The sequence below is a fragment of the Roseivivax marinus genome, from assembly GCF_900109705.1.
GTDB classification, from domain to species: Bacteria; Pseudomonadota; Alphaproteobacteria; order Rhodobacterales; family Rhodobacteraceae; genus Roseivivax; species Roseivivax marinus.
Genome location: NZ_FOAI01000016.1, coordinates 29,273 through 53,304, shown reverse-complemented (window position 1 = coordinate 53,304; position 24,032 = coordinate 29,273). Strand labels below are relative to the sequence as shown.

At 68.1% G+C, this 24,032-nt stretch carries 28 protein-coding genes and 1 tRNA gene; 22 read left to right on the top strand and 7 right to left on the bottom strand.

The features are described from left to right. Positions 1 to 18: 18 nt before the first annotated feature. On the bottom strand, positions 19 to 1,164 hold the full coding sequence (locus tag BMX29_RS16525) for a glycosyltransferase (RefSeq protein WP_092815024.1): 1,146 nt from the start codon (positions 1,162 to 1,164) through the stop codon (positions 19 to 21). 427 nt (positions 1,165 to 1,591) lie between these two features. Further along, positions 1,592 to 1,666: transfer RNA gene (locus BMX29_RS16520), tRNA-Thr, on the bottom strand. A gap of 98 nt (positions 1,667 to 1,764) precedes the next feature. Here BMX29_RS16520 and BMX29_RS19335 point away from each other — a divergent pair. From BMX29_RS19335 to BMX29_RS16455, 14 genes are all read left to right on the top strand, one after another. Continuing rightward, positions 1,765 to 1,911, top strand: a complete 147-nt coding sequence (locus tag BMX29_RS19335; RefSeq protein WP_164490716.1) for a hypothetical protein — start codon at positions 1,765 to 1,767, stop codon at positions 1,909 to 1,911. A gap of 1 nt (position 1,912) precedes the next feature. Continuing rightward, entirely contained in the window at positions 1,913 to 3,181 is a 1,269-nt protein-coding gene (gene murA / locus BMX29_RS16515; RefSeq protein ID WP_092815021.1) for a UDP-N-acetylglucosamine 1-carboxyvinyltransferase, read from the top strand. After that, positions 3,181 to 3,645 carry a DUF2948 family protein gene (locus tag BMX29_RS16510; RefSeq protein WP_092815018.1) on the top strand — a complete coding sequence of 155 codons (465 nt, stop codon included), beginning with the start codon at positions 3,181 to 3,183 and terminating at the stop codon, positions 3,643 to 3,645. The genes murA and BMX29_RS16510 overlap by 1 nt, the downstream gene beginning before the upstream one ends. A gap of 101 nt (positions 3,646 to 3,746) precedes the next feature. Beyond that, positions 3,747 to 5,054, top strand: a complete 1,308-nt coding sequence (hisD, locus tag BMX29_RS16505; protein WP_092815015.1) for a histidinol dehydrogenase — start codon at positions 3,747 to 3,749, stop codon at positions 5,052 to 5,054. A 118-nt stretch (positions 5,055 to 5,172) separates the two neighbouring features. Next, positions 5,173 to 5,652 carry a UPF0262 family protein gene (locus BMX29_RS16500; RefSeq protein ID WP_043846740.1) on the top strand — a complete coding sequence of 160 codons (480 nt, stop codon included), beginning with the start codon at positions 5,173 to 5,175 and terminating at the stop codon, positions 5,650 to 5,652. Positions 5,653 to 5,656: 4 nt separating this feature from the next. Further along, a complete protein-coding gene (locus BMX29_RS16495; RefSeq protein ID WP_092815012.1) occupies positions 5,657 to 6,106 on the top strand; it encodes an arsenate-mycothiol transferase ArsC in 450 nt (149 codons plus the stop codon). Then, complete coding sequence (locus BMX29_RS16490) at positions 6,103 to 6,501, top strand: ketosteroid isomerase-related protein (protein WP_092815100.1); 399 nt, start codon at positions 6,103 to 6,105, stop codon at positions 6,499 to 6,501. The genes BMX29_RS16495 and BMX29_RS16490 overlap by 4 nt, the downstream gene beginning before the upstream one ends. Next, positions 6,498 to 7,079 (top strand): GNAT family N-acetyltransferase, encoded by a 582-nt coding sequence (locus BMX29_RS16485; RefSeq protein WP_092815009.1) that lies wholly within the window; start codon positions 6,498 to 6,500, stop codon positions 7,077 to 7,079. Before BMX29_RS16490 ends, BMX29_RS16485 begins: the two co-directional genes overlap by 4 nt. A 124-nt stretch (positions 7,080 to 7,203) precedes the next feature. Continuing rightward, the gene (locus BMX29_RS16480) at positions 7,204 to 8,088 is read left to right on the top strand and encodes a carbon-nitrogen hydrolase family protein (protein ID WP_092815006.1); all 885 of its coding nucleotides are present in this window, start codon (positions 7,204 to 7,206) and stop codon (positions 8,086 to 8,088) included. Positions 8,089 to 8,188: 100 nt separating this feature from the next. Further along, positions 8,189 to 8,407, top strand: coding sequence for a translation initiation factor IF-1 (gene infA, locus BMX29_RS16475; protein ID WP_005978431.1), 219 nt, complete (start codon positions 8,189 to 8,191; stop codon positions 8,405 to 8,407). 61 nt (positions 8,408 to 8,468) lie between these two features. Further along, positions 8,469 to 9,047 (top strand): Maf family protein, encoded by a 579-nt coding sequence (locus tag BMX29_RS16470; RefSeq protein WP_092815003.1) that lies wholly within the window; start codon positions 8,469 to 8,471, stop codon positions 9,045 to 9,047. After that, entirely contained in the window at positions 9,044 to 10,072 is a 1,029-nt protein-coding gene (locus BMX29_RS16465) for a ribonuclease E/G (RefSeq protein WP_092815000.1), read from the top strand. The genes BMX29_RS16470 and BMX29_RS16465 overlap by 4 nt, the downstream gene beginning before the upstream one ends. Continuing rightward, a complete protein-coding gene (locus BMX29_RS16460; protein ID WP_092814998.1) occupies positions 10,069 to 10,260 on the top strand; it encodes a DNA gyrase inhibitor YacG in 192 nt (63 codons plus the stop codon). The genes BMX29_RS16465 and BMX29_RS16460 overlap by 4 nt, the downstream gene beginning before the upstream one ends. A gap of 26 nt (positions 10,261 to 10,286) precedes the next feature. Next, complete coding sequence (locus tag BMX29_RS16455) at positions 10,287 to 11,525, top strand: aminotransferase class V-fold PLP-dependent enzyme (RefSeq protein WP_092815097.1); 1,239 nt, start codon at positions 10,287 to 10,289, stop codon at positions 11,523 to 11,525. 4 nt (positions 11,526 to 11,529) lie between these two features. Here the strand turns inward: BMX29_RS16455 and BMX29_RS16450 are convergent, their stop codons facing one another. The 3 genes from BMX29_RS16450 to BMX29_RS16440 form a co-directional block, all read right to left on the bottom strand. Then, on the bottom strand, positions 11,530 to 12,156 hold the full coding sequence (locus BMX29_RS16450) for a ferric reductase-like transmembrane domain-containing protein (protein WP_092814996.1): 627 nt from the start codon (positions 12,154 to 12,156) through the stop codon (positions 11,530 to 11,532). Between the two features lie 12 nt (positions 12,157 to 12,168). Beyond that, a complete protein-coding gene (locus tag BMX29_RS16445; protein ID WP_043846727.1) occupies positions 12,169 to 12,663 on the bottom strand; it encodes a peptidase associated/transthyretin-like domain-containing protein in 495 nt (164 codons plus the stop codon). Positions 12,664 to 12,799: 136 nt separating this feature from the next. Next, the gene (locus tag BMX29_RS16440) at positions 12,800 to 13,705 is read right to left on the bottom strand and encodes a lytic transglycosylase domain-containing protein (RefSeq protein ID WP_092814993.1); all 906 of its coding nucleotides are present in this window, start codon (positions 13,703 to 13,705) and stop codon (positions 12,800 to 12,802) included. A 106-nt stretch (positions 13,706 to 13,811) separates the two neighbouring features. Here BMX29_RS16440 and ftsY point away from each other — a divergent pair, with 106 nt between their 5' ends. Continuing rightward, the gene (ftsY, locus tag BMX29_RS16435) at positions 13,812 to 15,161 is read left to right on the top strand and encodes a signal recognition particle-docking protein FtsY (protein WP_092814990.1); all 1,350 of its coding nucleotides are present in this window, start codon (positions 13,812 to 13,814) and stop codon (positions 15,159 to 15,161) included. Beyond that, positions 15,158 to 15,553, top strand: coding sequence for a GNAT family N-acetyltransferase (locus BMX29_RS16430; RefSeq protein WP_043846723.1), 396 nt, complete (start codon positions 15,158 to 15,160; stop codon positions 15,551 to 15,553). Before ftsY ends, BMX29_RS16430 begins: the two co-directional genes overlap by 4 nt. A 15-nt stretch (positions 15,554 to 15,568) precedes the next feature. Here the strand turns inward: BMX29_RS16430 and BMX29_RS16425 are convergent, their stop codons facing one another. Beyond that, positions 15,569 to 16,060 carry an MgtC/SapB family protein gene (locus tag BMX29_RS16425; protein ID WP_043846722.1) on the bottom strand — a complete coding sequence of 164 codons (492 nt, stop codon included), beginning with the start codon at positions 16,058 to 16,060 and terminating at the stop codon, positions 15,569 to 15,571. A 120-nt stretch (positions 16,061 to 16,180) separates the two neighbouring features. Between BMX29_RS16425 and BMX29_RS16420 the strand changes: the two genes are divergently transcribed. Then, positions 16,181 to 17,086, top strand: a complete 906-nt coding sequence (locus BMX29_RS16420) for an EamA family transporter (RefSeq protein ID WP_092814987.1) — start codon at positions 16,181 to 16,183, stop codon at positions 17,084 to 17,086. Positions 17,087 to 17,102: 16 nt separating this feature from the next. Next, positions 17,103 to 17,711 (top strand): inner membrane-spanning protein YciB, encoded by a 609-nt coding sequence (locus BMX29_RS16415; RefSeq protein ID WP_092814984.1) that lies wholly within the window; start codon positions 17,103 to 17,105, stop codon positions 17,709 to 17,711. Positions 17,712 to 17,922: 211 nt separating this feature from the next. Here BMX29_RS16415 and BMX29_RS16410 read toward each other — a convergent pair whose 3' ends face one another. Beyond that, positions 17,923 to 18,360, bottom strand: coding sequence for an Lrp/AsnC family transcriptional regulator (locus BMX29_RS16410; RefSeq protein ID WP_092814981.1), 438 nt, complete (start codon positions 18,358 to 18,360; stop codon positions 17,923 to 17,925). A 102-nt stretch (positions 18,361 to 18,462) separates the two neighbouring features. Between BMX29_RS16410 and BMX29_RS16405 the strand changes: the two genes are divergently transcribed. The 4 genes from BMX29_RS16405 to BMX29_RS16390 all read left to right on the top strand — a co-directional run bounded on the left by BMX29_RS16405 (position 18,463) and on the right by BMX29_RS16390 (position 24,006). After that, positions 18,463 to 19,593 (top strand): type III PLP-dependent enzyme domain-containing protein, encoded by a 1,131-nt coding sequence (locus BMX29_RS16405; RefSeq protein WP_092814978.1) that lies wholly within the window; start codon positions 18,463 to 18,465, stop codon positions 19,591 to 19,593. Between the two features lie 120 nt (positions 19,594 to 19,713). Next, positions 19,714 to 22,011 carry a xanthine dehydrogenase family protein molybdopterin-binding subunit gene (locus BMX29_RS16400; protein ID WP_092814975.1) on the top strand — a complete coding sequence of 766 codons (2,298 nt, stop codon included), beginning with the start codon at positions 19,714 to 19,716 and terminating at the stop codon, positions 22,009 to 22,011. Between the two features lie 262 nt (positions 22,012 to 22,273). Further along, the gene (locus BMX29_RS16395; RefSeq protein WP_092814972.1) at positions 22,274 to 22,999 is read left to right on the top strand and encodes a carboxyltransferase domain-containing protein; all 726 of its coding nucleotides are present in this window, start codon (positions 22,274 to 22,276) and stop codon (positions 22,997 to 22,999) included. Continuing rightward, a complete protein-coding gene (locus BMX29_RS16390; protein ID WP_092814969.1) occupies positions 22,996 to 24,006 on the top strand; it encodes a 5-oxoprolinase subunit C family protein in 1,011 nt (336 codons plus the stop codon). The genes BMX29_RS16395 and BMX29_RS16390 overlap by 4 nt, the downstream gene beginning before the upstream one ends. The last annotated feature ends 26 nt before the right edge of the window (positions 24,007 to 24,032 follow it).

Genomic DNA, 24,032 nt, shown 5'->3' with positions numbered 1-24,032 from the left:
CCCGATCATATCCACAGATCACACCCCGCCCGGTGTCAGCGTCTCGCGGATCATGTTTTCGAGCCTGGCGAGAAGGCGATCGTTGTCGAAGCGCTCTTCCGCGACGGTGCGGGCACGGGTGGCCATCGCGTCGGTGTCCGGCGCCGTGAAGGCCGAGCGGATTGCCGCGGTGAAGGCCTCGGCGTCTCGCTCCTCGACGAGAAAGCCGGTCTCGCCCTCGTCGATGGCTTCGGGAATGCCGGCGTGGCGCGTCGACACGGTGATGCAGCCCGCCGCCATCGCCTCTTGGATCGCGGTGGGCAGGCCCTCTGTGTTTCCGTCGGCGGCGGTGACCGAGTGCTGCAGGAAAAACTGTGTCGTCTCCAGTCGCTCGCGCACCGCATCATGCGGTTGCGCTCCGTGAAAGATCACCTTGTCTGACGCATCGAGACGCTCGGCGAGCGCCTTCGCATCCCCCAGAAGCGGTCCATCGCCGATGAAGTCCAGCCGGGCGTCGGGCATGTCGCGCGTGGAGTCCACGAAGCTTTGCAGCGTGGTGAGCGGCGCCTTCTTTTCGACGAACCGGCCCACGGCAAGGCACGAGCCCGGCCGCTTCTTCCCCGGTCGGAAGCGGCGCACGTCGACGCCCGAGGGGATCACGTGCGCGTTCGGATGCGTCACACCGGCACGCGCGAGGTTGTCGAGAAGGAACTGCGACACCGACACCACGCCGGCAAGGCGCGGCATCATCAGGCGGTAGGCCCTCTGGATGCGCTTCGATTGCAAAGCCTTGGACGCGTCTGTGCCGCGGTAGTACGTGAAGATCGGAATGCCGGCGGCGTTCGCCAGCGGGGCAAGCGCCAGTGCCTGGGTGCCGAACTCGGCCAAGATCACGTCGACATTCTCGCTGCGCAAAAAGGCAAGCAGGTCGCGCCGGGCCGAGCCGAAAGGCAGGCGCGAGGTACCGTGCCGCGCCCGGTTCCACACCGAAACGGCAGACAGCCGAGCCATGTCCCCGGCGCTGAGGCGCCGGCGGCGGACGAACAGAGGTTTGTGATAAGGATCTTCGCCGTTGGAACGTCCGGCGATGACGACGGTGTTTCCGTCGAAGAGATGCGCGATGTGCCGATTGATGAACGTCTCGCCCATCACGTGGTAGTCGCTCGTGGCGATGGCTGCGCGCATGTCCCGCTCCGACCTGTCAGACGCGCCCGTCTAGCAGGTGGGGCGCGGACCGGGCAAGGTGCCCGGTCCGGCGACCGCCTGGCTTCAGAGAACGAAGCCCACGATGGCGACTACGATGACCACGAGGCCGACGATATAGATGATGCGGTTCATTGCGCGCTCCTTTCACGCTGGTGTGAAAGGATAATGCGCGGCCCGTGCGCTGGTTCCGGCGAGAGGCGGCGAAACGCTCACGAGCGTGGCAAAGGAACAACGCCGACGCAGGGCGGCGTGGCGAGATGCAAAGGAAAGTCCCGTCCGCCGTGAGCATTTTGGGAACGCCGCGGCAGGACGGCACCACGCGGTGTCGCAAAATGGACCACGCGGTGTCGCAAAATGGAAGGTCGGCCAACAAAGGCCGGTCAACGCTCGTTATCTCGGAGAAGGGTGGTGCTGCTGGACAGGATTGAACTGTCGACCTCTCCCTTACCAAGGGAGTGCTCTACCACTGAGCTACAGCAGCGCCGGGCACCTTGCGGTGTGGGCGGCTCTCTAACCACATCGCGACGGGGGTGCAAGCGCAATCTGGACGCATTTTCCCGCCTCCTGTAGAGAGCGTCCATGGAGCAGAAACGAGGCACCCCACCGCCCGCCAAGGACGACCGTGGCGACCGGCTCAAGTCGGCGCTCAAGTCCAATCTGGCGAAGAGAAAAGCGCAGGCAAAGGCGCGTTCTGGCGACGGGGACGAGCAGGACAGGGACAGCTGACATGGATTCGATCGTCGTGACCGGGAACGGCCCCCTCTCGGGCCGCATCGCCATTGCGGGCGCCAAGAACGCGTGCCTTACGCTGATGCCCGCGACACTTCTCACCGAGGAGCCGCTGACGCTTCTGAACGCGCCGCGGCTGTCGGACATCCGGACGATGGCGCAGCTGCTGCAGTCTCTCGGCGCGGAGGTTTCGGCGCTGCAGGACGGCAAGGTGCTGGCGATGTCGAGCCACGCGCTCGACAATCACCGCGCGGATTACGACATCGTTCGCAAGATGCGCGCTTCGATCCTCGTGCTCGGTCCGATGCTGGCGCGTGATGGACACGCCGTGGTGTCGTTGCCCGGCGGGTGCGCCATCGGCGCGCGGCCCGTGGACCTGCACCTTCAGGCGCTCGAGGCGCTGGGCGCCGAGCTGGACCTGCGCGACGGCTATGTGCACGCGAAGGCACCCTCGGGCGGTCTGAAGGGCGGGCGCGTGCGCTTCCCGCTGGTTTCCGTGGGCGCGACCGAGAACGTGCTGATGGCGGCGACGCTGGCACGTGGCACGACGGTGATCGAGAACGCCGCGCGCGAGCCCGAGATCGTCGACCTGGCCCAGTGCCTGCGCAAGATGGGCGCGCAGATCGAGGGCGAGGGCACCCACACGATCACGGTCGAGGGTGTCGAGCGCCTGGGCGGTGCGACCCACCGCGTGGTCACGGACCGCATCGAGCTTGGCACCTACATGCTGGCGCCTGCGATCTGCGGCGGCGAGGTCGAGTGCCTCGGCGGACGGCGCGATCTCGTCGGAGCGTTCTGCGAGCGGCTCGAGGCGGCCGGAATCAGCATCGAGGAAACCGAATCCGGTCTCAAGGTCGCCCGTCGAAACGGCCGCGTGCAGGCCGTCGACGTCACCACCGAGCCGTACCCCGGCTTCCCCACCGACCTGCAGGCGCAGATGATGGCGCTGCTCTGCACGGCCGAAGGCACGTCGGTCCTTGAAGAAAAGATCTTCGAGAACAGGTTCATGCATGCGCCCGAGCTGATGCGGATGGGCGCGCGAATCGACGTATCGGGAGGCACGGCCAAGGTGCATGGCGTGGAAAATCTGAAAGGGGCGCCCGTGATGGCGACCGACCTGCGCGCAAGCGTGTCCCTGATCCTCGCGGGCCTCGCCGCCGAGGGCGACACCATGGTAAATCGCGTCTATCACCTCGACCGCGGCTACGAGCAGGTGGTCGAGAAGCTTGCCGGCGTCGGCGCCAAGATCGAACGCGTGGCGGCTTGATGGTCGACGATGCGCGCTTCGAAGACGCCGGACCGCGGCCGCTTTATCTCGGGGCGATGGACCCCGACGATCTTTCGGTGATCTCGGCGCTCGTGCAGGACTCGGTCCTTCCGGCGTCCGAGATGCGGTGGGACCGCACCGACCGGCGGCTGGCCTTCCTCGTCAACCGCATCCGGCGCGAGGAAGAGACCGGCGCCGAAGTCGAGCGGGTGCAGTCGATCCTGGCCATCGAACACGTCCTCGGCGTCCAGAGCCAGGGCGTGGAGCGCGGCGACGCGGACACGGTTCTGCAAATCCTGTCGATCGCGTTCGAGCCGGGCGAGGATGCCTCGGGCCACGTCGAACTGACCTTCGCGGGCGACGGCGCGATCCGCGCGCGCGTCGAGGCGCTGGAAGTTTCGCTCAAGGACGTGACGCGGCCGTACCGCGCGCCCTCGGGCAAGCGCCCGCATCATCCAGACTGATCTTCTCCGATTGCCGGCGGCGGCCTCGGCGTGCCCCGTGCGCCGCTTGAGCCCCCGTGCGCGGACGCTATAAGGCCTCCGTCAGCCGAAAGGACCGATCCATGCCCGTCTTTCTCGACACGCGCGATGCCGACTTCGAGGCGGAGTTCGTCAAGCTTCTCAGCGCCAAACGCGAGGAGTCCGAGGACGTGAATGATGCCGTCGGCAAAATCATCGCAGACGTCCGCGCCCGCGGTGACGCGGCGCTTTGCGAGCTGACCGCGCACTTCGACCGGCTGGAGCTGTCGCCCGAGGGCCTTGCCCTGAGCCGCGCCGAGGTCGATGCCGAGGTCGCGAAGGTCACGCCCGAGGACCGTGCCGCGTTGGAGCACGCCGCGCAGCGTATCCGCGCCTACCACGTCCGCCAGATGCCGCAGGATGTGGAGTGGACGGATCCCGAAGGCGCGCGACTGGGTTGGCGCTTCACCCCGGTGGCGGCGGCAGGGCTCTACGTGCCGGGCGGGCTTGCCTCGTATCCCTCATCGCTTCTGATGAACGCGATCCCGGCCAAGGTGGCGGGCGTCGAGCGGCTGGCCATCTGCGTGCCGACCCCGGATGGGGTCATCAACCCGCTGGTCATGCTGGCTGCGCGGTTGTCGGGCGTCGACGAAATCTACCGCGTGGGCGGGGCACAGGCGATCGCCGCGCTGGCCTACGGCACCGAGACCATCCCGGCGGTGGACAAGATCACCGGGCCGGGGAACGCCTACGTCGCCGCTGCCAAGCGGCGGGTGTTCGGGCGCGTCGGCATCGACATGATCGCGGGGCCATCCGAGATCCTCGTGATCGCCGACGGCGACAACGATCCCGACTGGGTGGCGCTGGACCTGCTCAGCCAGGCCGAGCACGACGAAAGCGCGCAGTCGATCCTGCTGACCACCGATCCCGAATTCGGGCAGGCGGTGGCGCGCGCGGTGGAGGCGCGGCTCGAGACGCTCGACCGACGCAAGATCGCCGGTGCGGCATGGCGCGACTTCGGGGCCGTCATCACGGTGCGCGACCTGGAAGAGGCGGCCAGGCTCTCGGACCGCGTGGCACCCGAGCATCTCGAGCTCTGCGTCGAGGACCCGAAAACGCTGTCCGAGCGCATCCGCCACGCCGGCGCGATATTCCTTGGCCGCTGGACGCCCGAGGCGATCGGCGACTACGTGGGCGGCCCGAACCACGTCCTGCCCACCGCACGCTCGGCACGGTTCTCGTCTGGTCTGTCGGTTTTGGATTTCCTCAAGCGTACCACGCTCGCCGAGATGACGCCCGAGGCGCTCAAGGCCATCGGCCCCTCGGCCGAGCGGCTGGCACACGCCGAAAGCCTGCAGGCGCATGGACTTTCGGTGACGGCGCGCTTGGAGCAACTGAACCGCGAGGACTGAGCGCGCGGCGTCGCATAGGCGTTTCCAGCCGCGAAAAACGCTCATGCTGCACTGCGGCATTGCGGCGCCCACGGTGCACGGCTAGGATCCACTGGATCGACGCCCGGAAGGCACGCCCATGAGTCACATCGCCCAGATCGCCCTCGACGACGCAGCACTCCCACCGCCCACGCCCGAGATCGAGCAGGAGCGGCGGGTCGCGATGTACGACCTCATGGAGCAGAATCGCTTTTCCCTGCCGCCACGCAACGGCCACGCCGTGCCGGAGGGGCCGTATTCCGTCGGTCTCGCCATCCGCGAGAAGCGTCTGGTCTTCGACGTGGCCACGGAGGGCGGCGAGCATGCCGCCGCCTTTCACCTGTCGCTGTCGCCCTTCCGGCAGGTGGTCAAGGACTACTTCTCGATCTGCAAGAGCTACTACGACGCGGTGAAGACCCTGCCGCCGAGCCAGATCGAGACCATCGACATGGCCCGGCGGGGCATTCACGACGAGGGCGCGCGCATCCTGCGCGAGCGTCTCGAGGGCAAGGCCGAGATCGACGAGGACACGGCGCGGCGGCTCTTCACGCTGGTCTGCGTGCTGCACTTCGGGGGCTGAGGCGGTGCCAGACCGGCTGCCGCAATCGGTGCTCTTCGCCTGCGACCACAACGCCGTCCGGTCGCCGATGGCCGAGGGCATCATGAAGAAGCTCTATGGCAACGACGTCTACGTTCAGTCCGTGGGTGTGCTCAACGACCTCGAGATCGACGGTTTCGCCATCGCGGCCTGCGCCGAGATCGGCGTCGAACTGGCGCGACACCGCACACGAAGTTTCGAGGAGATGGAGGGCATGGGCGAGGCGCTGTCGGGCTTCGACCTGATCGTCGCCATGTCGCCCGCCGCGCAGCGCCACGCGCTCGACCTCACCCGATTGTTCCACTTGTCGGTGGAGTACTGGCCCGTCATGGATCCCACCGGGCTGGGCGAGGACCGCGAGCAGAAGCTGAACGCCTACCGCCAGACCCGGGACCAGATACACGACCATCTCAAGGGAAAATGGGGACGCCGATGACCACCGCCACGCTCGACCGCTACTTCGACGCTTTCAACCGCAAAGACATCGACGGCATGATCGACTGCCTGTCCGATGACGTGGCGCACCACGTGAACGAGGGTGATGTTCGGATCGGCAAGGAGAAGTTCCGCGCGTTCTGCCACCACATGGCGCGGTGCTACGACGAGAAGCTGACCGAGATGGTGGTATTCTCCGCCGAGGACGGCGCCCGTGGTGCGGCGGAATTCATGGTGAACGGGACCTATCTCGAGACCGACGAGGGCCTGCCCGAGGCGCGCGGCCAGAGCTACCGGCTGCCGGCGGGCTCTTTCTTCTCGCTGGCGGACGGCAAGATCACGCGTGTCGTCACCTACTACAACCTCTCCGACTGGATCGCACAGGTGTCGCGGTGAGGGTCGAGACCCTCACAGGTGATGCGCTCGAAGCCGCACTGGACGACGTGGCGCGGCTTCGGATCGAGGTGTTCCGCGCCTTCCCCTATCTCTACGATGGATCGGTGGAGTACGAGCGGTCGTACCTCCAGACTTACCGGGACAGCGATGATGCGGTGGTCGTCGGCGCCTTCGACGGCGACCGGCTTGTCGGCGCGGCCACCGGCACGCCAATGGAACATCACGCCGACGATTTCCGCGCGCCCTTCGCGCAGACGGGCCTCGACCTGTCCGCGATCTTCTACTGCGCCGAATCGGTGCTGCTGCCCGAGTATCGGGGCCGCGGCATCGGGCACGCCTTCTTCGACCGGCGCGAAGAGCACGCCCGCCGGCTGGGACGCAGCTACGCGTGTTTCTGCAGCGTGCAGCGCCCGGAGGATCACCCGCTCCGGCCGGCGAACTACGTCCCGCTGAACGGTTTCTGGCGGAAGCGTGGCTACGAGCCGCTGCCGGGGGTCGTGGCGCAGTTCTCGTGGAAGGACGTGGATCGCGAAACCGAAACCGAGCACCCGCTCCAATTCTGGATCCGGGAGATCTGAGTTGGGCGGCGCAAAATCTTAATTAAGATTTTGCGCGCCGGGGGTCGCGCGACGGGGCACCAAAATCTTAACTAAGGTTTTGGACGCCCCGACCAGCGGGGCGGCAGGCAGACGGAGGACGCGCATGAAGATCGCCACGGCCGCATATCCGATGGACGTTTTCGACACCTGGTCGGACTACGAGACCAAGATCACCGACTGGGTGTCCGAGGCGGCCGGACAGGGTGCGGACCTGCTGGTCTTTCCCGAATACGGCGCGATGGAGCTGGCGACGCTCGCCGGGCTCGATGTCGCGGGCGACCTCGAGGCGTCACTCGGCGCCGTGTCCGAACGGATCCCCGACGCCGATGCCCTCCACCTGCGCCTCGCGCAGGACCACGGCGTCCATATCGTCGCGGCCTCGGCCCCTGTCTTCGACCCGGCCCTCGGCCCCCGCCCCGTGAACCGCGCGCGGTTGATGACGCCCTCGGGCACCGTCGGTGTTCAGGACAAGCAGATCATGACCCGCTTCGAGCGCGAGGAATGGGGCGTCGTTCCGGGTGGGCCGCTGCGGCTCTTCGACACTGCGCTGGGCCGAATCGCCATCCTGATCTGCTATGATTCGGAGTTTCCGCTGCTCGGGCGGGCGCTGGCCTCGGCCGATCTTCTGCTGGTGCCGTCCTGCACCGAGAAGCTCGCAGGCTACTGGCGCGTGCGGATCGGCGCGATGGCGCGCGCGCTCGAATCGCAGTGCATCTCGGTGATGTCCTCCACAACCGGGGATGCGCCGTGGTCCTACGCCGTGGACACGAATTGTGGCGCGGGGGGCGTCTTTGGTCCGCCCGACACGGGTTTTCCGCCCACCGGCGTGCTCGCGGAGGGCGAGATCGACGCCCCCGGCTGGACCTATGCAGAGGTCGATACCGCCAAAGTCGCCCACGTGCGCGCCGACGGGGTGGTGTTGAACCGCCTTCATTGGGACGAACAGGGCCCCCGCGCGGGCGCGCCGCAGGTGGTTCCTCTGGCCTGAACGCGGTTTGGGCTTGAAAATCGCCGCGTTTGGGACAATTAAGGCCCATCTGGAGGGACGTGCAGCGCATGCGCCCTCTTTACGCAATCCAGGAGAGACCATGGCCAAGGAAGATACGCTCGAATTTCCCGGTGTCGTGAAGGAACTCCTGCCCAACGCGACGTTCCGGGTCGAGCTTGAAAACGGCCATGAGATCATCGCGCACACGGCAGGCAAGATGCGGAAGAATCGCATCCGTGTCCTCGCGGGCGACAAGGTGCAGGTCGAGATGACGCCCTACGACCTGACCAAGGGCCGCATCAACTACCGCTTCAAGTGACCCGCACCACCGCGGGCGCGCCGGGGCCTTCGGGCCCCGTTCGCATGTTCGGGGGCCACGTATGAAGCTTATCCTCGGATCCGGGTCGCCGCGCCGGCGCGAGCTGATTGCTCAGCTCGGGCTGGATGCGCACGACATCCGGCCCCCCGATATCGACGAGTCTCCCGCCAAAGGTGAGCTGCCGCGGCCCTACTGCGTCCGAATGGCACGCGAAAAGGCACAGGCCGTCCACACGGAGGGTGATGACGAGGTGGTGCTGTCCGCCGACACGACCGTCGCGCTCGGCCGTCGCATTCTTGGCAAGCCTGCGGACGAGGAGGAGGCCGCGGAGTTTCTGCGCGCTTTGTCCGGGCGGCGTCATCAGGTTGTCACCGCCGTGGCGGTGCGCCGCGGCGACCGGATGTGGGAGCGTGACGTCGTCACGAAGGTCCGCATGAAGCGGCTTTCGACCGAGGAAATGCGCGGCTACCTCGCCACCGGCGACTGGCATGGCAAGGCCGGGGGCTACGGCATACAGGGGCCCGCCGGGGCGCTGGTGCCGTGGATCTCGGGATCGTTCACCGCGGTCGTGGGCCTTCCGCTGGCCGAGACCGCGCATCTTCTGGCGGCCGCGGGGCTGCCGGTCTGGAGGCAGACATGAAGGGCGCCAGCATCGCGCTCGACCGAGTCGCGGACCGCGAGGCGGCGGCACTGATCGTGGACGGCCGGCTCGAGGACCTGTTCCTCGACGGCGACACAGCCCTGCCGGGGACCATCTATCGCGGCGTCGCGGGGCGTCCGATGAAGGGGCAGGGCGGCATCTTCTTCGACACGCCAGACGGGCCGGCCTACCTGCGGCAGATCAAGGGCATCTCGCCGGGCGAAGCGCGTTTGCTGCAGGTCACGGGCTACGCGGAGTCGGGCAAGGCATTGCCGGTCACAGATCGCGTGCTCTTCAAATCCCGCTTCGCCATCGTCACGCCGGGTGCGCCCGGCATCAATGTCTCGCGCCAGATCCGTGACGACGACATGCGTGAAGCGCTGCTGGAGATAGCGCATGACGTGATGGAAGGCGATTTCGGCCTGATCCTGCGCTCGTCCTGTGCCGGCGCCGACGAGGATGCCGTGGCCGAGGACATCCGAGAGATGGTCGCCCTGGCGCAAGCGGTGACGGCAGACGTCCCCGGTGGGCCGGAAGTGCTGGTCGAGGGCGACGGCGCCCATGCCCGCGCGTGGCGCGAGTGGACCATGCCGGCGAGTGTGGATCAGGGTCCGGATGCGTTCGAACGTCTTGGGGTCTGGGACGCGATCGAAGACCTCAAGGCCGCGCATGTGCCGTTGTCTTCGGGCTCCATGGCGGTCGAACTGACCCGCGCGCTGGTGGCGGTGGACGTGAACACCGGTGGCGAGACCTCACCGGCCGCGGGGCTCAAGGCGACCATCGCGGCGCTTCGCGAATTGCCACGACAACTGCGCCTGCGCGGTCTTGGCGGGCTGGTCACGGTCGACCCCGCCCCGATCCCGAAGAAGGAGCGCAAGCAGATCGAGGCCGTCTTGCGCGCCGCGCTCAAGACCGACACGGTGGAGACCGTCTTTGCCGGGTGGACGCCAATGGGCAACATCGAGCTTCAGCGCAAGCGCGACCGTCCGGCTCTCGCCGACATCCTGAGAGAGGCCCGCCGATGAGCTGTCCGATCTGCCAGAACCTGACCGATCCGGCGTTTCGACCGTTCTGTTCGAAGCGGTGCGCGGACGTGGATCTCGCGCGGTGGATGAACGGAGGCTACGCCGTGCCCTCGACGGATCCCGAGGACGTGGAAGAAGCCATGGACCAGGCCGCGCGCGCGGCCGAGCGACAGGAGAAACCGCATTGAGCCCGCTCGATACCGACCCCGCCCTCATGGCCGCCATCCGCGACCGCTTCACCCACGTGGAGACGTGCCCCTTCGCCGGGCCGCGCGTTTTCTTCGAGAACGCCGGTGGCGCATTGACGCTGAAATCGGTTGTCGAGACCACCGCCACCTTCGCCGCGATTCCCGACAACCAGGGCCGTGCCAATGCCGCGAGCCACGCGCTGGTGAGCGTGATCGACCGCGCGAAGGGTGACATGCGGGTGCTGCTGAACGCGCCGGACGGCAAGATCTTCGTGGGCGAGAGCGGCACCGAACTGCTGTTCCGGATGCTGCGAGACGCCTGCCTCGGCGCGCCCGAGGGTGGAATCGTTCTCGGCTCGACGGTGGAGCATCCCGCCTCGCGGTCGGCCGCCGCGCGCTGGGCCGGAGTGTCGGGCCGCGAGCATGTACTCATCCCGCACGATGACGCGCTTGGCCTCGTCACGCCAGAGGCCTACGCCGAGCACGTCACGCCCGACGTTCGGGTCGCGACGATCCTGCACACGTCGCCCGTGACCGGCATGGCGATGGACGTGGGTGGGATCGTGAAAGCGATCCGTGCCGTCGCGCCGGAGGCTCTCATTATCGTGGATGGCATCCAGCACGCCTGCCACGGACATATCGACATCGCGGGGCTGAACGTCGACGGCTACGCGATCTCGCCCTACAAGGTGTTCTCGCGCCACGGTTATGGCATAGCCTGGGCCTCGGACCGTCTCACCGCACTCGAACATGACGCATTGGCCGGTGGCCCGGAAGGCAACTGGGAACTCGGCACCCGAGACACCGGTGCGTATGCCACGATGTCGGACGTGGTGGCCTATTTCGAGTGGCTGGGCGCGCAAGTGTCGCACGCCGAGGATCGCCGCGACCGGATCGAGGCCGCCGCGGAAGCGATCCATGCCCACGAGGCGTCGCTCACCGACGCGATGCTGCACGGTATCGGCAACCTGCCGGGCCTCGCGCAGATCGAGGGCGTGACCGTCATCGGCGGAGAGGACAACCCCGCGCGCGAGGGGCTGGTGACCTTTGCCCATGCCGAGCGTCCCGCGGTCGACCTCGTCTCGGCGCTGGATGCGGCGGGCATCCGGGTGCACACACGCAAGGCGGATCACTACTCGGGGAACGTCCTGACGCCGCTTGGTCTGGACGCGGCGGTGCGCGTGTCGCTCTGCCACTACAACACGCTCGACGAGGTGCGGACCTTCCTCACTGCCATGCAGGATCTCGAGAAGGCCGTGGCCTGAGCGCCTAACCGCGGGCGCGCCGCACGAGCGGCGCCACCACCCGCAGCCCGAGCACGGTGATCAGCGCGGCGGCGAGAACCGCCGCGCAGAGCGCCCACTTCGACACAGGCTCCATCGCGCCCTGGATTTGAACCGCGTGGACGACGGTGCCGATGACCACCACCAGTGCCACCGCGTTGTGTACCAGCCGCCAAGTGCCGTAGCGCAGGCCCATGCGCCGCCGCGCGGCGACGAGGACCGCGGTCACGATCCCGGCCCACATCGCGGTCACCCCGTAGATCGAGAACGTCGTCGGCGCCACGAACAGCAGCGCATCGACCGTGTCAGGCGGACTGGTGATCCAGAGCCCGCCCACGTGGATCGCGATTGCGGTGAGGATCGCCCAGCCGAGCCACCGATGCCATCGCCTCTCGACCGCCGGCCGCGCTCCAGGCAGGAGCCCCGCCGCCAGAAGGGGTTGCGCCAGCAACAGCGCCAGACCGACGATACCTGCGAAGCCGCCGATGATGTAAGCTGGTCCGCGATAGGCCAGCCAGGGACTGAATGCAGCCAGAGCCACCGGGACCATCATGGCGAGGATCAAGGCACTCCATGCGGCGGCGACCCGCAGGCGGGGGCGTCGTTCGATCATCGCGGGCGCGGATCAGGCCGGGGCCAGCACGAAGTCCGCCCGGACCGAGGTGTCCTCGGGGCTGGGCATCACGGGCCGCAGGAAAACGGTCTGAAAATCCGCGTCGTCGTAAGCGAGGTGCGCGTGCGGCTGGCCGAAATTCGGCACGATCTGCGCCGTCTCCAGCCGGAAGGCCCCGTCGGGGCCGGTCAGAACGCTGCCGTGGTTTTGCGGAGCACGTTCGCCGCCGAGCGTGGTGGCGGCCCAGATCTGGATGCGGACGTTTTTCAGCGGCGCACCGTCGCCGGCGCGGCGTACGGTGCCGTGGACCCAGAATCCGTTTCCGAGCTTCTCGACCATCGGCGCGTTGGGGCGATAGTTGTTGCTGCCCCCGCGCATGCTCTGCGTCGGCGCGAGGCCACTTTGGGCAAAGGCCCGTGACGAGAACGAACCACCCGCAAGGACGGCTACGCTCGCCAGACCCGCGCTGACGAGAAAGGAACGACGGGTGTAGAAAGGCGTCTGCATGAGAGGTCACTCCTCTGGCTGGGCGCCGGGCGCACCCCGCGCGTCGGGCACAGCCTACAATCGCAACCGCGGATACGGGAACGCTTGTGGGCCTCCCGGTCTCGCACGATCGCGTTATGCGGGCGCGAGGGGCGGGTCAGTCGTTCTTGTAGACCGCGCAGATGCATCCTGCGCTGCGCAGCGCCGAGCAAAGCCGATGCGCGGCCTGTGCGCTGTCGCGGCCGTAGCGGGCCATGTAATAGGGCTTGCGCCCTGACACGCGGTTGCGCACCCGGATGATGTCGAGTTGCACGCCCTCGGTCTGCGACCGGCACGAGGCGGTGCGGGTCTGGGCCTGCGAACGGGCGCGCGATTCCGACGTTCCGAATGCCACCTGGACGCCGTAAGGTTTGTAGGGCGGCGTCAGCGGCGGATAGGCGGTCAGCGTCCGGTTCCGGGCGAGGTCGCGGCAGGCCTCCTGGAACGGCACGTCGCCCTGCAGGCGGAAATCGTGATCCTCGGGCGGCTCGTCGCGCCAGTCCTCGGCCCAGAGACCGGTGATGATCTGCACGTAATCCACCGTTTCCTGCGCCAGCCCGGCGGTGCCCGCAATCAGTCCCTCGGCGCGGCGTTCGCCGCCGTTGTAACCCACCGCAGCAAGGCCCTGGTTGCCGTAGCGCCGGGTCATCTCGCCCAGGTAGTGAGCCGAATGCTCCAGCGCCTCGGCAGGATTGTGGCTGTCCTGAAGGCCGCGCAGTAGCGCCGTGGAGTCGATGAACTGCGCGATGCCGCGTGCGTCCGCGGGGGACACGGCATTGGGGTCGAAGCGGCTTTCCTGCCAGATCAGCCGCGTGAAGAATCCGGGGTCGAGGTCGTTCTCGCGCGCGAAGAATTCCAGCGCCTGGCAGGTGTCGTGGACGAAGTAGGACGGCCGGATGCACTGCACGTGGTTCCATTTGCCGGTGGAACATTGCGTGCCGGGCTCGGGCGGCGCCGCGGTCGCGGGGCCGGGCAGGGCGGTCACGAGGGCCAGCACGGCGGCAAGGAGCAGGGCGCGGATCATGGCCGGAGCATAGAGGCCGGCCCGCCCGGTCCGTCAACGGGCCTTTTCCCCGACGCGCTTCCCGATTAGGTGAGGGCGGTGGCTGAATTCACGGAGGCCCGCCCCCATGTCCTTTTTCGGCAAGCTCAAGACCCGTCTCTTCCGCTCGTCCTCGAAGCTCGAGGAGGGGCTGGACGCGATCGTCGAAGAGGGCGGCAGCGCCGAGCCGGACGCGCCGGACACTCCGCCCGCGCCGCAACCCGACGATCCGCCGGTCGATCCCGCGCCGGGCAGCCCGGACGCGACGCCGCCGGTCGAGCCGACGCCGACGGCTCCCGATGCTCCGATCGAGACACCGCCCGGCGCGCCGGAAGAGGCTCCGGTGCCGGGCGATCCTGCGCCCGACTTGCCGCCCGAGCCCGGCCCCGAGGGACCGGCTCCGGTCGATCCGGTCCCCGAGGATCCCGCGCCGCAGCGCCCCTCCGAGACGGTGCCGTTGACGCCCATGGAAATTCCCCCGGCCGAGGTGCCAGACGCCCCCCAGCCGCCCGCCGAGGTGCCCTCGGACGCGCCGGAAGAGAACCGCAATACCGGCTTGTTCGGGCGCCTTTTCGGGCGCGGCCCGTCCGAAGCGCCGGTGGTGCGCCGGGTCCTTGACGACGAGATGGTCGAGAGCCTCGAAGAGCTGCTGATCTCGGCCGACATGGGCGTGGACACCGCGCTGCGTGTCGCGGGCAACATGGCCGAGGGCCGCTACGGCCGCAGGGTTTCGACGCAGGAGATCAAGGAACTCCTGTCCGAGGAGATCGCGCGCATCATGGAGCCCGTGGCCAAGCCGCTGCCGCTCTACAAGACAAAGCCGCAGGTGGTGCTGGTCGTGGGCGTGAACGGCTCCGGCAAGACGACGACCATCGGAAAGCTGGCAAGTCAGTTCCAGCAGTCGGGCAAGAAGGTCGTGATCGCCGCGGGCGATACGTTCCGCGCCGCGGCGGTCGAGCAGTTGCAGGTCTGGGGCGACCGCGCCGGGGTACCGGTGCTGACCGCACCAGAGGGATCGGACCCGGCCTCGCTGGCCTTCGACGCCTTCGGCAAGGCACAGGCCGATGGTGCGGATCTGTTGATGATCGACACGGCCGGGCGGCTCCAGAACCGGCAGGACCTGATGGAGGAGCTGGCGAAGATCGTCCGCGTCCTGCGCAAGAAGGACCCCGACGCACCGCACAACACGTTGCTGGTCCTCGACGCGACCACGGGCCAGAACGCTCTGAGCCAGGTCGAAACCTTCCAGAAGCTTGCGGATGTCACCGGCCTCGTGATGACCAAGCTTGACGGCACGGCCAAGGGTGGCGTGCTGGTGGCGCTCGCCGACAAGTTCGGGCTGCCGATCCACGCCATCGGGGTGGGAGAGCAGCTCGACGACCTCGCGCCGTTCGACCCCGAGGAGTTCGCCGCTGCGCTGACGGGGCTCGAACAGTGAGCCTGTCGTGGTCTGACGAAGCGCCTGCGGTCGGCGAATACATCGAGTTGCGCCGCATCACGGGTATGGAGCGGCGTGCCCCCTCTGCCGCGGCCGAGGGGCTGCGCAACTCCCTGCACGTCGTGACGGTGCGCGAGCGCGCGCGGCTGGTCGGCATGGGACGGCTCGTCGGAGACCGCGGCTGCTTTGCACAGGTCGTGGACATCGCCGTGGACCCCGAGTTCCGGGGGCAGGGGCTCGGCACCGAGATCCTGCAGCGCCTGATCGACTGGTCCAAGGCTGAGCTGCCGGCCTCGTGTCACGTCAACCTGATTGCCGAGCCGGGCGCCTTCGCACTCTACAAGAAGCTGGGTTTCGAAATTCGCACCGGCATGGAGCTGTCGGTCTCATGATGTCGGCCGCTCGCGTCAGCGGTATTCGCCCCCGCTCTCCGGCACGACCTTGCGCAGGATCCACATGACGACAAGCGCAAGGCCGGTCGCCAAAGCGGCGAGCGGCACATTCCCGGTTCCGCACGACAGCCCGACTGCACCGGCCATCCACATGCCCGCGCCGGTGGTCAGCCCGCGGACGCGCGCGCCCTGGGTGATGATCGAGCCTGCGGCGAGGAAGGCCACGCCCGCCGTAACGGCCTCGATCACGCGTATCGGGTCGACGCGCAGCGCGCCGTCCTCGGCCATCTCGTCCAGCGCCATCAGGTCGAAGGCGATCAGCGTAAAAAGACACGCCGCGATCGAGATCAGGATGTGCGTCCGCAGACCTGCCGGCTTGTCATGGGCTTCGCGTTCCCAGCCGATGATCGCGCCGAGCGCGGCCGCCGCGACCAGCCGCAGCGTGGCGACGGAGAGCGGCGTTGCGGTGAAGGTGGTCAGCAGTTCGTCCCGAACGATGTCGAGCATGGGTGTGCCTGTGGGTTCTGATTGCGTAGGTGGGTACCAAACGCCCGGCATGGCCCGGCGTTTCCGTGCGCTGTCACAAAAACGTCATGTGAGCCGCATCCGCGGTGGGCAGACAGCGGCTTGACCGACTGGCTGCTCTCTCTCGAAGGGACCGAGGCCGGGCACACGCTTGCGCTGATCCTGGCGCTGACGGCCGCTTTCCTTCACGCCGTGTTCGGCGCGCTCCAGAAGGGGCGGCACGATCCGTGGGTGTCGCGCGGGGCCATCGACCTGAGCTACGGGCTCATGGCGCTGCCCTTCGCGCTGTTCGTCGTGCCGTGGCCCGAGTCGCACATGTGGCCGATCTTCGCCGACGCCTTCGCCATCCACGTCACCTACAAGGTGCTTCAGGGACTGGCCTATACCCGCGGCGCCTACACCGTGGTCTACCCCGTCGTGCGCGGCACGGGTCCGTTCTTCGCGGTAATCGGCGCCTACCTTTTCTTCGGCGAGACTTTCGGCCCGCTGCAGTGGGTGGGCGTGCTGGTGCTGATGTCGGGGATCTTCGGCCTCGCCGTCTACAACTACCTTTTCCTCGAGACCGAGCGCGCGACGCTCGGGCCTGCGCTGGCCTTCGCCGTGGCGACCGGCCTTCTGGTCGCGCTTTATACAACCTACGACGCCTTCGGCATCCGGTCGGCCGCGAACCCCTTCACCTTCCTCGCGTGGTTCTTCACCATCGACGGGCTGGGGTTCGCGCCGCTGGTGATGATCTTCCATCGCAAGGGCTTCGCCGCCGTCGACGACTGTGCGGCGCTCATCCGGCGCGGGGTGACGGGGGGCTTCGTGGCCTTCTTCAGCTTCGGCTCGATCATGATGGCGACGCGCCTCGACAAGGTGGGCGAGGCGGCCGTGCTGCGCGAGACGTCGACGGTGTTCGCCGCGTTGATCGGCTGGCTTGCCCTTAAGGAAACCGTGGGCCCGCGCCGCATCGCCCTGATGACGCTGATTGCCGTGGGCGCGGTGATCGTTGAGTTCGGGGGCTGACCCCCAAGGAGTTCGCATGTCCGAAAGCAAACCCGATCCGAAACTGAAGACCGCGCTCGAGCTGGGGCCGGTGCTGGCGTTTTTCGTTGCCTATCTCTGGCTCAAGGACCGCACTTTCACCATCGCGGGCACGGATTATGACGGCTTCATCGTGGTGACGGCCATGTTCATTCCGGTGATGGTCGCGGCGACTGGCGCGCTCTGGTGGCTGACCGGGCACCTGAGCCGGATGCAGGTCGTGACGGTCGTGCTGATCGTGGTTTTCGGCGGGCTGTCGGTGTGGCTCAACGACGAGCGCTTCTTCAAGATGAAACCGACCCTGATCTACCTGATCTTCGGTGGCGTGCTGGGCGCGGGACTGCTGCAAGGCAAAAGCTATCTGCGGCTCGTCATGGAAAGCATGGTGCCGCTCCGCGACGAGGGCTGGATGATCCTGACCCGGCGTGTGACGGCGTTCTTCTTCGCGCTGGCGCTGGCCAACGAACTGGTGTGGCGCACGATGTCGACCGAGGCTTGGGTCTACTTCAAGACCTTCGGTCTGACGGCGGCGCTGTTCCTGTTCTTCATCTTTCAGGGCAAGCTCTTCCAGACCTACGGCATAGAGGACGACGACACCGCCAGCTGAGGCGTTGACGTCACCCCTGGCGGCTCCGTCGATCCGGATCATCGGCGTCGTCGCGTCGGACGCACGCTGCGCCTTCGCCCGACCGACAGATTGGACAGAGATAGAGGACGTCGCGGTGACGATGGGAGCGCTTGCCCGCGGCTATGCTCAGGCTCGGCCGGGTCAGCGACTCGGACAAGGCTGGCGTGCGGCGGCGCGTCCGGACGGCGGCTCAGCGCCGATCGATCTTGGTCGAGAGGTGGATGAGGCTTTCCGAGCTCTTCACGCCTGACTCCTCGCCGATCCGGTCGAGCGTGCGATCCAGATCCTCGGTCGTGGAGGCCGTGACCTCGACGATCAGGTCCACCCGCCCGCTGATCGTGTGTGCCGCGACGATGCCGGGCAGCGCCTTGAGCCGGGCGAGGACGGAGGCGCCGGCCCTGGGTTCGACCGACACCAGCACGGTCGCGCGGAGAGCGGGTGACAGTTTGGCGCCGGGTTTCAGCGTGTATCCGGCGATGGCACCCTGCGCCTCGAGCCGGTCGATCCGCGCCTGAACGGTGGTCCGCGCGATCCCGAGTTTTCGGGCCAGCGCCGCGACTGGCGCGCGCGCGTTTTCGCGGAGCGCGTTCAGCAGGGCGGCGTCGGTATCGTCGATCTGAAGCGTCATGTCGTCATCCTGACCGCACTTTGAGTCATCCTGCCAGAAGTGACGAGCGACTTCGACAGGGCTGCGCCCCACCCTGAGAAAAAGACCGAGCAGGAGAGGCCCATGTCCCACACCCGTCCCGCGCCCGCCGATCCGGTGGCCGACCTCGTACGCCGCGCGCCCGACCGTCCCGTGCTTTATTTCGAGCCGGCCGCCCTTCACGCTGCGGCGGCCCGGTTCCGCGCCGGTTTTCCGGGCGAGGTGACCTACGCGGTCAAGGCCAACCCGGCCCCGGAAGTGGTCGAGACGCTGGCCGCCGCCGGTCTGGCGGCGTTCGACGTGGCCTCGCCGGCCGAGATGACGCTGGTGCGGGGGATCGCGCCGGGGGCCGTGCTACACTATCACAATCCGATCCGCTCGACCGCGGAGATTGCCGAAGGCCTGCGCCATGGCGCGCGCTCCTGGTCGGTCGACCGGCCGGGCGAGCTTCGCAAGCTCGACGGGCTGCCCGAGGGTACCGAGATCGCCGTTCGCCTCAAGCTGCCGGTCCCCGGCGCCGCCTATGATTTCGGCTCCAAGTTCGGGGCTGAGCCCGCCGCAGCGGCGGAGCTGCTGCGGGCCGTCGCTGCACGCGGTTTCACACCTTCGCTGACCTTCCATCCCGGCACCCAATGCCCCGACGGAGCGGCCTGGGCGCGCTATATCCATGTCGCCGCCGACGTGGCACGCGCCGCGGGCGTGACGCTTCACCGGCTGAACGTCGGCGGGGGCTTTCCCTCGCGGCGCGACGCCGCGGCACCGGACCTCGAGGCGATCTTCCGCGCCATCGCCGAGGCCACCGCCGCGGCCTTCGACACGCCTCCGGCGCTGGTCTGCGAGCCCGGCCGCGCGCTCGTGGCAGACGCGGTGACGCTGGCGCTGCGGGTGAAAGCGGCCGAGGACGACACCGTCTTCCTCAACGACGGGGTCTACGGCGCTTTGGGGGAATGGCGTGACCTGCCGGCGCCTGGGCGCATCGGCGTGCACGGCCCGGACGGCAAGCCTCGGTCGGGGACAGCGCGGGAGCGCATCGTATTCGGCCCCACCTGCGATAGCGTCGACCGGCTGCCAACCACGCTGTCCCTGCCCGAGGACCTCTGCGAAGGCGACTGGCTGGTGGTGCCGGGCATGGGAGCCTACGCGGGGGCGCTGGTTACAGGGTTCAACGGGTATGGCGCCCGCGACGTGGTGACACTCTCGACGCCCGCCGGGTAAGCGCCTGACCGGGCTGCCCGCCCGGTGGCGGGCGGCGTTGCGCGGGCGTCGCTTTGACACCGCGCCGGGGGTCCCTATGGTCCGGCTCTGACGCCAGCCACCATCCCCCGGAGGAATGCCATGGACACGTTCGGCAAGAGCCAGCCCGTAACCCGGCGCGAGGACGTCCGCTTTCTGACCGGAGGCGGCAACTACATCGATGACGACGCGCCCGAAGGCGCACTTTTCGCCCATGTGGTCCGTTCGCCCGTGGCTCACGCCGACATCACCGGGCTCGACGTGTCCGAAGCGCGCGCGGCGGAAGGCGTGGCACTGGTCCTGACCGCCGAGGATTACCATGCCGCAGGTATCACCAAGGGCCTGCCGACGGTCATGGTGCCGAACCGCGATGGCACCAAGTCCGAGCCGCCGCGCCGGCCGCTGCTGGCCGAGGGCCGTGTGCGCTTCGTCGGTGAGCCCGTTGCGGTGATCGTTGCCGAAAGCCGGCAAGCGGCCATGGACGCGGCCGAACTGGTGGAACTCGACCTCGATGACCGTCCCGCGCACATGGCGCTGGAGGCCGGAGGCGAGCCGTTGTTCGATAGCTTCGAGAACAACCGCATCTTCGATTTCGGGCTGGGTGACGCGGACGCGACCGACTCGGCCTTTGCCAATGCCGCGCGCACGGTTCGGCTGACCGTCGAAAACAGCCGCATTATCTCGAACACCATGGAAGGCCGAGGCTGTCATGCCCACTGGGATGGCGCGCGCCTGCACGTGGGTTTCTCAGGCCAGGGCGTCTGGGGGCTGAAATCGCTTATGTCGGATGTGCTGAACCTAGATGCCGAGGCGGTGCACGTCACCACGCCTGACGTGGGCGGCGGCTTCGGGACCAAGACGATGCCATATCCGGAATACTTCGCCGTGGCCCATGCCGCGCGCGTGCTCGAACGTCCGGTGCGCTGGTTCTCGGACCGGGGCGAGGCGATGCTGTCGGACAACCAGGGCCGCGACCTCGTCTCGGACGCCGAACTGGCCTTCGATGCCGACAACCGCATTCTCGGCTACCGGGTACACACGCGTTCGAACCTCGGGGCCTACCTGTCGGGCTTCGGGCCGCTGATGCAGAGCCAGCTCTTCTCGCGCGTGCTGACCGGCGTTTACGACATCCCCACGGCCTACCTGCGGACAGAGGGCATCGTGACCAACACCGTGCAGGTCGACGCTTATCGCGGGGCGGGCCGGCCCGAGGCGAACTACCTGCTCGAGCGGATGATGGACCGCGCCGCGCGCGAGCTGGGCGTCGATCCCTGGGAGCTGCGGCGCATCAACTTCATCAAGCCGGCGCAGTTTCCCTATGACACCGTGTCGGGCGAAACCTACGACGTCGGCGACTTCGCGCGGGTGCTGGACCACGCGGCCCGGGCCGCCAATGCCGACGGGTTCGCCGCGCGCCGGTCCGAGTCCGAGGCGCGTGGCAAGCTGCGCGGGCAGGGCATCTGCTACTACATCGAGTCGATCCTGGGCGCTCCGAACGAGGACGTGCGGATCGAGTTCGTGGACGACGGTGCCATGATCTTCGTCGGCACCCAGTCCAACGGACAAGGCCACGAGACCGTGTTTGCCCAGTTTCTCGCCGACCAGTCCGGAATCCCGGTCGACAAAATTCAGGTCGTGCAGGGCGACAGCGACCTGATCGCCAGCGGCGGGGGCACCGGCGGTTCGCGCTCGGTCACGGTGCAGGCCAACGTGACCCTGGTCGCGGTGTCCGAGATCGTCGAGAAGTTCCGCGCCTTCCTCGCTCCCGAGATGGGCGTCGCGCCAGAGGCCATCGCATGGGACGACGAACGTTTCCGGGCCGAGGGGTCGAACGTGTCGCCGACGATGATCGAGGCCGCTGCCATGGCCCGCGAGGCGGGTCGAGAGGACCTGCTGGTGCACACCTCCACCGCGACGCTGCCAGCGCGCTCTTTTCCCAACGGCGCACACGTGGCTGAGGTCGAGATCGACCCGGAGACCGGGCAGGTCACGCTGGACCGCTACGCCATCGTCGATGATTTCGGGAACCTCGTGAACCCGCTCCTGGTCGAGGGGCAAGTCCATGGGGGCGTCGCGCAGGGCGTGGGACAGGCATTGTTCGAAAGGGTGGTATACGACGAGGACGGCCAACTCCTGACCGCGAGCTTCATGGACTATGCCATGCCGCGCGCCGACAACCTGCCGATGATTGCCTTCGAGACCGAGCCGGTGCCCTCGACCGCGAACCAGCTTGGCATGAAGGGCTGCGGTGAGGCCGGAACGGTCGGCGCCATCGCGGCCACGGCGAACGCGGTGCAGGACGCGCTCTGGGATCGCGGCGTCCGACAGGCAGACATCCCGTTCACTCCGATGCGTGTTTGGCAAATGCTCTCGGACGTAGAAGACGCGGCCGCTGCCTGATCACATCCCAAAGGTCAAGGGAAAATCATCACGAAACGTTGAGGGGGCTTCCAACTGTGGCTTTGCCGCCCATATCCCTATCAGGTCGCAAGATCGGAACCCTTGCGAACCCTTCACTGTCCCTCGTTCCGTACCTGGCGCCCAAGCATTGTCTTGGGCGCTTTTTTCGTTTCAAGGGAGATCGATGAACGCGGCCGCCGACACGCCAGCGGGGCCCAGATGACCCCTTGCGCCTGCTTGCGCCCGGGGGTTTCCTGCGCCCATGACCGCCACTCTGCCCCGCATCGTTCCCGCCGGACTGGACGGCCTGATCGTCCGCTTCGGCGACATCCTGAGCGAGCCTGCGAATCGCGCGGCACTGGCATACCGGGCGGCCTTCGATGCCGAGGGCGTGGACGGTGTGGCCGAGACCGCGACCTCTCTGGTCTCGACCTTCGTGCGCTTCGCCCCGGGCGCCGACCCGGATGCCGTGCAGGCCCGTGCGGCTACGCTCATGGACAGCCGCGACTGGACCGAGGCCGCGCTGCCCTCGGGTCGGCGTCTGGTGCGGGTGCCAACCCTTTACGGCACGGATCGCGCGCCACAGCTTGCCGCCGCGGCCGAAGCCGCGGGTCTGAGCGAGGCCGACGCGGTAACGTCCCTCTCGTCGGCGCGCCTGCGGGTGACGGCCATCGGCTTCGCGCCTGGGCAGCCCTATCTGGGCACGCTGGGCGAAGAATGGGACATCCCGCGCCTGACCGACCTTGCGCAGGTGCCTGCCGCGGCGCTGGTGGTCGCGGTGCGCCAACTCGTCCTCTTCGCGCAGGCGAGCCCGACCGGATGGCGGCACGTGGGTCAGACACGATTGCAATTGTTCCGGCCCGAGGCGGACACGCCCTTCGTGCTGCGCCCCGGAGACGAGGTGACCTTTGCCTCGATCTCGGAAAACGCCTTCGACGATCTGCCGGACGGCCCCGACGGCGGCGCCGAGTGGGAGGACATCGCGTGAGTGCGCGGCTGAAGATCGTGCGCGCCGGTCCGCAGGTCACCGTGCAGGACCTCGGCCGGACGGGCTATGTCGCCTTCGGGCTGTCGCGTGGCGGCGCGGCCGACCGGTTGGCGCTCTATGAGGGGGCGGCGCTTCTGGGGCAGGATTCCTGGCTGGCCGCGCTCGAGATGGCGGGCGCCGGGGGCGTGTTCGAGGCGACCGCCGACATCCGCATCGCGTTTACCGGTGCGCCCATGACGGCGAGCCTCGACGGAAAGGCGCTGACCTGGCCCGGCAGCCACGACATGCCGGCCGGTTCGCGTCTCGAGATCGGGGCGGCGCGGCGCGGCACCTACGGGTATCTGCACGTGGGCGGCGGGATCGACGTTCCGGTGATCCTCGGCGCGCGGTCGGCGCATCTTGCAGGCGGCCTCGGTGCGGCGCTGGACGCGGGCACCGAATTGCCGGTGGGTGAGGACCCCGGCGGGCCGACGGGCCGGACACTGCCTGCCGACGACCGGTTCTCGGGCGGCGAAGTGCGGGTCGTGCCCAGTGTTCAGACCGATTTCTTTCCCGAGGAAACGCGCGACCGTCTGGTGCGGACGGCCTTCGAGAAGGACCCGCGCGCCAACCGCATGAGCGCGCGGATGCGGTTCGAGGGCGACGGCTTCGGTGTCGAGGGCGGGCTCAGCGTCGTCTCCGAGGTCATCGTGCCCGGGGACATCCAGGTGACCGGCGACGGCGTTCCGGTCGTCCTGCTGGCCGAATCCCAGACTACGGGCGGCTACCCCCGCATCGGCACGGTTATCCACTCGGACGTCGCGCGCGTGGCACAGGCCCAGCCCGGCGCGCCGTTGCGCTTCCGCTTCGTGACGGCAGAGGAGGGCCGCGGGGCAGAGGCAAAGGCGGCCGAGGCCCGCGCGGCGCTACCGAAGCGGATCACGACGCTGGTGCGCGACCCGGCCGACATGGCCGATCTGCTGTCCTACAACCTCGTCGGCGGCGTCACCCGCGGCGACGATATCTGACCCTCGCACACACGAACGGAGGCGAC

What these genes read in the sequence shown, in the direction of transcription:
- BMX29_RS16490 (WP_092815100.1), top strand. Translation starts at nt 6,103, where the DNA reads ATGACCACCGCCACGCTCGACCGCTACTTCGACGCTTTCAACCGCAAA.
- BMX29_RS16405 (WP_092814978.1), top strand. Translation starts at nt 18,463, where the DNA reads ATGTCCCACACCCGTCCCGCGCCCGCCGATCCGGTGGCCGACCTCGTA.
- BMX29_RS16440 (WP_092814993.1), bottom strand. Translation starts at nt 13,705, where the DNA reads ATGATCCGCGCCCTGCTCCTTGCCGCCGTGCTGGCCCTCGTGACCGCC.
- BMX29_RS16395 (WP_092814972.1), top strand. Translation starts at nt 22,274, where the DNA reads ATGACCGCCACTCTGCCCCGCATCGTTCCCGCCGGACTGGACGGCCTG.
- BMX29_RS16510 (WP_092815018.1), top strand. Translation starts at nt 3,181, where the DNA reads ATGGTCGACGATGCGCGCTTCGAAGACGCCGGACCGCGGCCGCTTTAT.
- BMX29_RS16455 (WP_092815097.1), top strand. Translation starts at nt 10,287, where the DNA reads ATGGCCGCCATCCGCGACCGCTTCACCCACGTGGAGACGTGCCCCTTC.
- BMX29_RS16400 (WP_092814975.1), top strand. Translation starts at nt 19,714, where the DNA reads ATGGACACGTTCGGCAAGAGCCAGCCCGTAACCCGGCGCGAGGACGTC.
- BMX29_RS16450 (WP_092814996.1), bottom strand. Translation starts at nt 12,156, where the DNA reads ATGATCGAACGACGCCCCCGCCTGCGGGTCGCCGCCGCATGGAGTGCC.
- BMX29_RS19335 (WP_164490716.1), top strand. Translation starts at nt 1,765, where the DNA reads ATGGAGCAGAAACGAGGCACCCCACCGCCCGCCAAGGACGACCGTGGC.
- BMX29_RS16500 (WP_043846740.1), top strand. Translation starts at nt 5,173, where the DNA reads ATGAGTCACATCGCCCAGATCGCCCTCGACGACGCAGCACTCCCACCG.
- infA (WP_005978431.1), top strand. Translation starts at nt 8,189, where the DNA reads ATGGCCAAGGAAGATACGCTCGAATTTCCCGGTGTCGTGAAGGAACTC.
- BMX29_RS16525 (WP_092815024.1), bottom strand. Translation starts at nt 1,164, where the DNA reads ATGCGCGCAGCCATCGCCACGAGCGACTACCACGTGATGGGCGAGACG.
- hisD (WP_092815015.1), top strand. Translation starts at nt 3,747, where the DNA reads ATGCCCGTCTTTCTCGACACGCGCGATGCCGACTTCGAGGCGGAGTTC.
- BMX29_RS16480 (WP_092815006.1), top strand. Translation starts at nt 7,204, where the DNA reads ATGAAGATCGCCACGGCCGCATATCCGATGGACGTTTTCGACACCTGG.
- ftsY (WP_092814990.1), top strand. Translation starts at nt 13,812, where the DNA reads ATGTCCTTTTTCGGCAAGCTCAAGACCCGTCTCTTCCGCTCGTCCTCG.
- murA (WP_092815021.1), top strand. Translation starts at nt 1,913, where the DNA reads ATGGATTCGATCGTCGTGACCGGGAACGGCCCCCTCTCGGGCCGCATC.
- BMX29_RS16425 (WP_043846722.1), bottom strand. Translation starts at nt 16,060, where the DNA reads ATGCTCGACATCGTTCGGGACGAACTGCTGACCACCTTCACCGCAACG.
- BMX29_RS16460 (WP_092814998.1), top strand. Translation starts at nt 10,069, where the DNA reads ATGAGCTGTCCGATCTGCCAGAACCTGACCGATCCGGCGTTTCGACCG.
- BMX29_RS16470 (WP_092815003.1), top strand. Translation starts at nt 8,469, where the DNA reads ATGAAGCTTATCCTCGGATCCGGGTCGCCGCGCCGGCGCGAGCTGATT.
- BMX29_RS16410 (WP_092814981.1), bottom strand. Translation starts at nt 18,360, where the DNA reads ATGACGCTTCAGATCGACGATACCGACGCCGCCCTGCTGAACGCGCTC.
- BMX29_RS16415 (WP_092814984.1), top strand. Translation starts at nt 17,103, where the DNA reads ATGTCCGAAAGCAAACCCGATCCGAAACTGAAGACCGCGCTCGAGCTG.
- BMX29_RS16465 (WP_092815000.1), top strand. Translation starts at nt 9,044, where the DNA reads ATGAAGGGCGCCAGCATCGCGCTCGACCGAGTCGCGGACCGCGAGGCG.
- BMX29_RS16445 (WP_043846727.1), bottom strand. Translation starts at nt 12,663, where the DNA reads ATGCAGACGCCTTTCTACACCCGTCGTTCCTTTCTCGTCAGCGCGGGT.